Origin of the sequence: Enterovibrio paralichthyis (assembly GCF_019209835.1) — a bacterium.
In the GTDB taxonomy this organism is placed as follows: Bacteria; Pseudomonadota; Gammaproteobacteria; order Enterobacterales; family Vibrionaceae; genus Enterovibrio; species Enterovibrio paralichthyis.
Genome location: NZ_JAHUTS010000050.1, coordinates 1 through 7,405, shown reverse-complemented (window position 1 = coordinate 7,405; position 7,405 = coordinate 1). Strand labels below are relative to the sequence as shown.

Below are 7,405 nucleotides of genomic sequence, written 5' to 3'. Positions count from 1 at the left end.
GGAGGCGATACATCATGTGTTGCCCATTAAGCGAGAAGATCGAATATACCCGAGAGCCGTGAAGCCTAAGGCAAAGAAATACCCCAATAAAAAGAAAGCCAGTCAGCTTAACTGACTGGCATTAGGCCGAGGCCTCCTTAATGTTTCAGTACAGGTTTATTCTGCAACTTCAAGGCCAGAGCGGTTCAGCAGGAACTGGACCAGCAATGGGACCGGACGACCGGTTGCACCTTTGTTTGCGCCGCCTTTGAAAGAAGTACCGGCCACATCCAAGTGTGCCCAGTTGTACTTCTTGGCAAAGCGTGACAGGAAACAACCTGCAGTGATGGTACCGCCGCCAGGGCCACCGATGTTTGCCATATCAGCAAACGGGCTCTTGAGCTGCTCTTGGTACTCTTCGGTCATCGGCAGGCGCCACGCACGGTCACCCGCTTGCTCTGACGCATTCACGATTTCGTGAGCCAGTGGGTTGTGGTTGGAAATCAATCCACTGATGTGATGGCTCAGTGCCACGATACAAGCGCCTGTCAGGGTCGCCACATCAATCACACACTCTGGCTCGTAGCGCTCAACGTAAGTGAGGGCGTCACAAAGTACCAGACGGCCTTCAGCATCCGTGTTCAACACTTCAACGGTTTGGCCTGACATCGTGGTCACGATGTCGCCTGGGCGGTACGCCGCGCCATCTGGCATGTTTTCACAGCCTGCCAGCACACCAATCACGTTAATTGGCAGTTCCAGTTTCGCCAGCGCTTTCATTGCACCGAACACTGACGCTGCACCACACATGTCGTACTTCATTTCGTCCATGTTAGCGGCAGGTTTCAGCGAGATGCCGCCCGCGTCAAAGGTCAGGCCTTTGCCGACCAGTACGATAGGTTTTGCTTCTGGATCTGGGTGGCCTTTGTACTCGATGACAGACATCATGGATTCGTTCTTCGAACCCTGACCGACGGCCAGGTAAGAGGTCATGCCCAGCTCTTTCATTTCCTGCTCGCCAATGATCTTGGTGCTGACGTTGGCAAAGTCATCCGCCAGACGGCGGGCTTGGGAAGCAAGGTACGCAGGGTTTGCCACGTTCGGTGGCATGTTGCCGAGGTCTTTACAGGCTTTCACGCCGGATGCGACCGCCAGGCCATGTGCAATCGCACGCTCGCCCAAGTTTAGCTCGCGGCGGGTTGGTACGTTGAATACCAGCTTGCGCAATGGACGACGGGTTTCCGGCTTCACGCTCTTGAACTGGTTGAAAGTGTAGAGGCTGTCTTTGGTGCTCTCTACTGCCTGACGCACTTTCCAGTAAGTGTCGCGGCCTTTTACGTGCAATTCAGTCAGGAAGCATACGGCTTCCATTGAGCCAGTTTCGTTCAGGGTGTTGATGGTGTTTTTGATAATTTCTTTGTACTGGCGTTCACCCAGTTCACGCTCTTTACCACACCCCACCAGAAGCACACGCTCAGACAGTACATTAGGAACGTGATGCAACAGTAGCATCTGGCCAGGCTTACCCTCGAGATCCCCACGACGCAACAGGCTGCTGATGTAGCCATCGCTGATTTTATCGAGTTGCTCTGCCACAGGTGACAGGCGGCGCGGTTCAAATACGCCAACTACGATACATGCACTGCGCTGTTTCTCGGGACTCCCGCTTTTTACACTGAACTCCATGCGTACTCCTACATCCTAAAGACAAGTGAGGCTAAATGTTGGATAATGCCCGCTTTATCGGAACCCGAATTCGCGTTCGACGTAAACAATATTTAAGCAGGCCAACACCTGGCCGAAAGATTAAAAAATAACTGATTTACCGAAAAACTATAGCGATTCGAGTAAAAAAACAAGTTTTCTAAAGGTAAAACGCCGTGATTATTGTTCGGTATTTGATCCGAGAAACAGTGAAAACGCAACTTGCGGTGCTGTTTGTGCTGTTTCTGGTCTTTTTTAGCCAGAAATTTATCCGTGTGCTGGCTAACGCTACAGATGGCTCAATTCCGAGCGGTGATGTGTTAACGCTGGTTAGCCTTTATATGCCATCCATGGGCATGCTCATGCTGCCGCTCAGCTTGTACATCGGCATCTTGATCACTTTTGGCCGTTTGTATGCCGAAAGTGAGATAACGGTGATGAATGCCACCGGTATCGGCAACAAATTCCTGATCCGCGCTGCGCTGTATCTGGCGCTCATTACCGGTGCGTTTGCAGCAGTGAATGCTTTATGGCTGACGCCTATCGCGAATGATAAAGAAATCAAAGTGATGGAAAAGCTAGAGGCGGACTCCGGCCTTGAATTGCTGGTTCAGGGGCAGATCCAGGCAACGCCGGATGGTCAGGCTGTAGTGTATGTGAATGACATTACCGGCAGTGGCAAAGACCTGCACAACGTCTTTATTGCCCAGCCTGTGCCGCGCGGCACCTTGCGCCCGAATGTGGTCGTGGCTGAAAAAGGCTATATCTCAGAGTTACCGGATGGCAGACAGGTGCTCGATCTGGCGGACGGCATCCGCTATGAAGGTGTGCCGACCATGCTTGATTACACAGTGACAGACTACGAAAACTATCAGGTACTCATTGGCCAGCGTAAGGTGCGTCAGCGTCACCGCGATTGGGATGCAGTACCGACGCATAAGCTGTTGAATGAGTCAGCGCCGCGCGCGCAGGCGGAATTGCAGTGGCGCATTTCGATGGTGCTGTGTATTCCGTTGATGACCATGATTGTGGTGCCGCTTTCTTCTGTTAACCCGCGACAGGGACGCTTTGCCAAACTGTTCCCGGCGGTGTTGATTTACCTGGCTTACTTCCTGGCCATCAGTGCTGCCAAATCAGCGTTGGAAGAAGGGGACTTACCGCCGGAAATCGGCCTTTGGAGCGTGAACATACTGGCGCTGCTGGTGGCTATCGTACTTATCAGCTGGGACAGCTTGCCAATGCGTAAACTCAAATATCGACTGCGGAGAGCGGCCTGATGTTTAAGATCCTCGACTTTTATATTGGTCGCACCATTATCGCGACCACTGCGCTCTGTTTGGCGACGCTGGTAGGGCTTTCTGCCATCATCAAGTTCGTTGAGCAGCTTCGCTCAGTGGGTGAGGGCACCTACACCATTATGAAAGCCGCGCAGTTTGTGTTGCTGAGTATGCCCCGCGACGTGGAAATGTTCTTTCCGATGGCGGTACTGCTCGGCGCGCTGATTGGTCTCGGAACCCTGGCTTCCAGCTCTGAACTGGTGGTGATGCAGGCGGCCGGCTTTTCCAAGCTGGATATTGGCCTGTCTGTACTGAAAACGGCGATGCCATTGATGCTGATGGTGCTGGCTCTGGGCCAGTGGGGCGCACCGGAGGCGCAGAAATCGGCACGTGAATTGCGTGCCTACGCCAAGTCCGGCGGCAGTGTGATGTCAGTGCGGCGCGGGGTGTGGGCCAAAGACGGTGCTGATTTCATTTACATTGCCCGTACGGATCAGAAAGAATCCCTGACCGGTGTAAATATCTGGAAGTTTGATGACAAGCAGAAGCTGACTTCACAGGTGTTTGCGGCTGATGCGAGCTATCTGGATAAAGACAGCTGGATGTTGAACGATGTGACCATCACCTACTTCGATGACCCGACCAAAATCACTGAGTCCAAAGAAGCGCAACTGGCTTGGAAAACCACTCTGACACCAGAGAAGCTGGCGATAGTGACCGTGAAACCGGAAGAGCTGTCGCTGAGCGGCGTTTACAACTACGTGGAATACCTCAAGGCATCAGACCAGGATGCCTCGCGCTATGAACTGGCTTTCTGGCGTAAAGTGCTACAGCCGCTGTCTATCGGCGTGATGATGTTGCTGGCATTGAGCTTCGTGTTCGGGCCGCTACGTTCTGTCACTATGGGCGCGCGCGTGCTGTCAGGCGTTATCTTTGGTTTTGCCTTCTATATTTCCAACGAAGTGTTCGGGCCGATGACCCTGGTCTATAAATTGCCGCCATTTGTCGGGGCAGTGGCACCGAGTCTCGCGTTTATTGTGGTGACGCTGTATCTGCTGAACCGCAAACTCTAAGCGCAGAAAGAAACAAAAAAGGGAGCGAAATGCTCCCTTTTTACTGCGTGTTATTTTTCGATTTTCACAACCTGGCAGTGTGCGAAGTGATCCTGAAACGCGCGGTTGTTGCTATCGAACAGTGCCAGCAGATTCCCCAACCCCAGACAGGCGGTCGCCATGCGAACCAGTGATTGGGTGAAAGAGATATCGCCACCGAATTCGCTGACCATCTTCAACTTCCACGCCTTCATGCCGACAGTCTGGCCGCCGTGGGTCCAGAAGTAGCCGTAGAAAGCGGCGGCAACGGCAAAGACAAACAGTGAGAAGAATGGGCTGACGGCAGGATTGCGGGTGAGGTAGTCGCCCACATCGACATAACCTTCCATAGAAAGTCCCATTTGCATTGCTACCGCAATACCGCCGACAACCAAAGCAATCGCCAGCATTTCAACTGCGATCAAAACCAGAAAATCATAGAGCCATGCGCCCATGCGGCGGAAAAATCCTGCGCCCTTGGGTACGCTCATCGGAGTGGAAGATTGAGCCATTTACCTGTCCTAGAAATGATGATGGTGTTTAGTTTACCAGCGTTGTGCCAGCCATTGAACGCATCAGAAGGCTTTAAAAAGGGCATCTTGGTGAAAAAAGAAACGGTCAGAAGGGATTTGTGAATTAGAGGCTTGCGTCAATCAAACGCTTGCGTATAATTGCTCGCACTTGCCCGGGTGGCGAAATTGGTAGACGCAGCGGATTCAAAATCCGCCGGTGAATAACTGTGCCGGTTCAAGTCCGGCCCCGGGCACCAATTTCATGACAAAGCCTCAATCGAAAGATTGGGGCTTTGTTGTATCTGGGCTCTACCAATTTCCCGCCAAACTTTATCTATTGATGCATACCGGTGTTACCACGCCCATCCGTATTTATCCGGCCTTATCAGCTCATTCATCGTTCATTGGTCACAATCCTGTGTGTTAATCCGCATTAATATTGTGGATTAAAAGGCCGCTATTCAAATTCCTGGCGCTCTATCGCAAATCCAGCTGGAGGAAACAGCGGCTACATCGATCCCCTTCGCAATATTCTTATGTGCGCCTGCGATTTGCTTGGACGCTTTTGCTGACTGGGGGCAGACAGGAGTGAGCATGATTCAAATCGTCATCAACGGGAAATTCCGGATTGCGGAAGCAGGGCAGACGCTGCTCGATGTTGCCAAGGTGTGTGGTGAACAAATACCGTCGCTTTGTGGGCTTAACCGCTCAGGCGAGAAGATTGCCTGCGATCTTTGCGTGGTCGAGGTCGAGGTTGAGGGGAGGGCAATCGCCGCGCCTGTGAGCTGAAAGTATACGAAGGTTTGAACGTAACCCCCCCCATAGTGAAGCGCTTGCTACACATCGCAGTGATGCACTGAACCGTATCATGTCCGATCATTACGCTGATTGCTGCGGTTTCCCAACAGGCCGATCTCAGTTTTCTGGACGGGGATAGTGTCACTTTTCCCCTGACACGCTGGAACACAGCGGATGTCGACCCTAATACCCTGCACTCAGGTAAAGGCAACATTTTCAGTATCGGGGATTTTCGCCGTGGGCCTGCAACGGCAGTGGAGGCGGTTGCGGATGGACGCATTGTGGCACAGGCGATTGACCGCTTTCTGAATGGCGACATGGAAAACGTGCCGCGCTTACCCTTTAACTCGCGTAAAGAGCCTTCCCTTAAGCATGTCGATCCCTGCCATTTTTCTGCTTATCCCAAAAAGGCGCGCAGTATCATGCCCGAGCTGACCCGTGCGCAAAGGGAGCAAAGCTTTGCGGAAGTTGAGTTGGGCTTTGAAAGCGCAGATGCGATTGCTGAGGCTGCGCGTTGTCTGGAATGTGACTGTCAGGCCAACACTGCCTGTGATTTGCGCGACTATGCTACTGAGTATCATGCAGAGCAAACCTTTACCTGTTCAGTCGATGTGAAAAACCACGATGCCTGGCAAGCGCAGCGCCAGCGCGACCACCGCCATAAATTCTCTGTCGATCGCAGTGCAGGACATATTCCTTACAGAAACCGCGCAGTATGCGGATGTAGTATTGCCATCCTTTTCCTTTGCTGAAAAAGAAGGGCACTTCACCAACACTGAAAGGCGCGTGCAGCGGATCAAGCCTGCGGTGCAGCCACCCGGCGAAGCAAGGGAGGACTGGCGAATTATCCAGGATATCGCCAATGCCATGGGCGGTGGTTGGCAATATCAGCATGTCTCCGACATCACCAATGAAATTGCCCGCGTCACCCCACAATATGCCGGTTTGAAATGGGACAATATCTCTCGGGATGGGGTGCAATGGCCGAGCAGTAAACATAACCCTGCCGGAACCCGCATCATGCACCAAATGCAGTTCACACGTGGGAAAGGGCAAATGGAAGCGATTCCCTTCCGTTATGCTGCCGAGTTACCTGACGATGAATATCCTTTGGTGCTGACTACTGGGCGCGTGTTGGAGCAATTCCATACCGGTACCATGACCCGCAAAACGGCGGGGCTGAATAAGCTGGCCGGGCCAAGAGCCATGATCAGCGTGGCAGATGCAGAAGCGTTGGGCATTGGGAATGGCGATATGCTGAAGGTGACCACAAGGCGCGGCGAAATAGAAATAGCGGCGTTCGTGACTAAACGGATGCAGCAGGGGGTTGTATTTATCCCTTTCCACTTTGTCGAATCGCCGGTTAACCGATTGACAACCACCGCGACCGATCCACACGCCAAAATTCCGGAGTTTAAAGTGGCAGCAGTCCGGGGAGAAAAGTTAAATGCTGAACCTGAAAGCTGTCTACCTGATTGAGTGCGTTTTTCTCCTCTATATAGATAGCGGGAAAATTGCGTAAAAAGCCCTGCGAACTATGAGCAGGGCTTTTTTGTATATAAAGAGAGTTTGTTTAGGAAATTACTCAAGTCTGGAATAAATGCTGATTTTCCAGAGAAGTGTACGCGCTATTTGCGTGTTGACTGGCCAGAAGGCTTGCTTCAAAGGCATATTTGGATTTATGAAGAGCTGAGCTTTCGTGTGCTTTAGTGTGAAATTCATGTGCCGCTATGCAGAATACTGGCGGATTAAGCGATAAAATAGGTGTCTAATTATACGATTTTGAGCTTTTCGCTTGAAATTCGTTCGTTTGGTGTGATTTTTTGAAATTAATTGAAATTGGCTATTGCCAACGTGATCGAACTCTCTATAATGCGCCTCATCGACACGGCAAGCGGCTCACGAAGCAAGCGAACCAAGTCAACGTTCTTTAACAATTTGACCAATGCAATCTGTGTGGGCACTCGTCATTGATAGACAAAAAGATTTATCAACGAACTGAGTGACCAAACGAAACTCTTCGGAGTTATCGGCACAGTCAATT

At 51.7% G+C, this 7,405-nt stretch carries 6 protein-coding genes, 1 tRNA gene and 1 pseudogene; 6 read left to right on the top strand and 2 right to left on the bottom strand.

Annotation, left to right across the window (positions count from 1 at the left end; translation table 11 throughout):
- Positions 1-156 precede the first annotated feature (156 nt).
- The gene (pepA, locus tag KU854_RS24480; protein ID WP_218360835.1) at positions 157-1,665 is read right to left on the bottom strand and encodes a leucyl aminopeptidase; all 1,509 of its coding nucleotides are present in this window, start codon (positions 1,663-1,665) and stop codon (positions 157-159) included.
- A gap of 194 nt (positions 1,666-1,859) precedes the next feature.
- Between pepA and lptF the strand changes: the two genes are divergently transcribed.
- Positions 1,860-2,960: an LPS export ABC transporter permease LptF gene (lptF, locus tag KU854_RS24475; protein WP_218360834.1), complete on the top strand. Its 1,101-nt coding sequence runs from the start codon at positions 1,860-1,862 to the stop codon at positions 2,958-2,960.
- Entirely contained in the window at positions 2,960-4,033 is a 1,074-nt protein-coding gene (lptG, locus tag KU854_RS24470; protein ID WP_218360833.1) for an LPS export ABC transporter permease LptG, read from the top strand. Before lptF ends, lptG begins: the two co-directional genes overlap by 1 nt.
- Positions 4,034-4,083: 50 nt before the next feature.
- On the opposite strand, the gene KU854_RS24465 is transcribed toward lptG, so the two are convergent.
- Positions 4,084-4,563, bottom strand: a complete 480-nt coding sequence (locus tag KU854_RS24465; RefSeq protein WP_054780232.1) for an RDD family protein — start codon at positions 4,561-4,563, stop codon at positions 4,084-4,086.
- 171 nt (positions 4,564-4,734) lie between these two features.
- Here KU854_RS24465 and KU854_RS24460 point away from each other — a divergent pair.
- The 4 genes and pseudogenes from KU854_RS24460 to KU854_RS25180 form a co-directional block, all read left to right on the top strand.
- A tRNA-Leu gene (locus KU854_RS24460) sits at positions 4,735-4,820 on the top strand.
- 337 nt (positions 4,821-5,157) lie between these two features.
- Complete coding sequence (locus tag KU854_RS24455; RefSeq protein WP_218360832.1) at positions 5,158-5,352, top strand: 2Fe-2S iron-sulfur cluster-binding protein; 195 nt, start codon at positions 5,158-5,160, stop codon at positions 5,350-5,352.
- A 263-nt stretch (positions 5,353-5,615) separates the two neighbouring features.
- Complete coding sequence (locus tag KU854_RS25185) at positions 5,616-6,113, top strand: hypothetical protein (protein WP_418885875.1); 498 nt, start codon at positions 5,616-5,618, stop codon at positions 6,111-6,113.
- A pseudogene (locus tag KU854_RS25180) lies at positions 6,037-6,840 on the top strand (molybdopterin oxidoreductase family protein); the annotation flags it as partial. The gene KU854_RS25185 and the pseudogene KU854_RS25180, both read left to right, overlap by 77 nt.
- Between the last annotated feature and the right edge of the window lie 565 nt (positions 6,841-7,405).

Coding starts and splice junctions, on each gene's coding strand:
- pepA (WP_218360835.1), bottom strand. CDS start 1,665: ATGGAGTTCAGTGTAAAAAGCGGGAGTCCCGAGAAACAGCGCAGTGCA.
- lptG (WP_218360833.1), top strand. CDS start 2,960: ATGTTTAAGATCCTCGACTTTTATATTGGTCGCACCATTATCGCGACC.
- KU854_RS24465 (WP_054780232.1), bottom strand. CDS start 4,563: ATGGCTCAATCTTCCACTCCGATGAGCGTACCCAAGGGCGCAGGATTT.
- KU854_RS24455 (WP_218360832.1), top strand. CDS start 5,158: ATGATTCAAATCGTCATCAACGGGAAATTCCGGATTGCGGAAGCAGGG.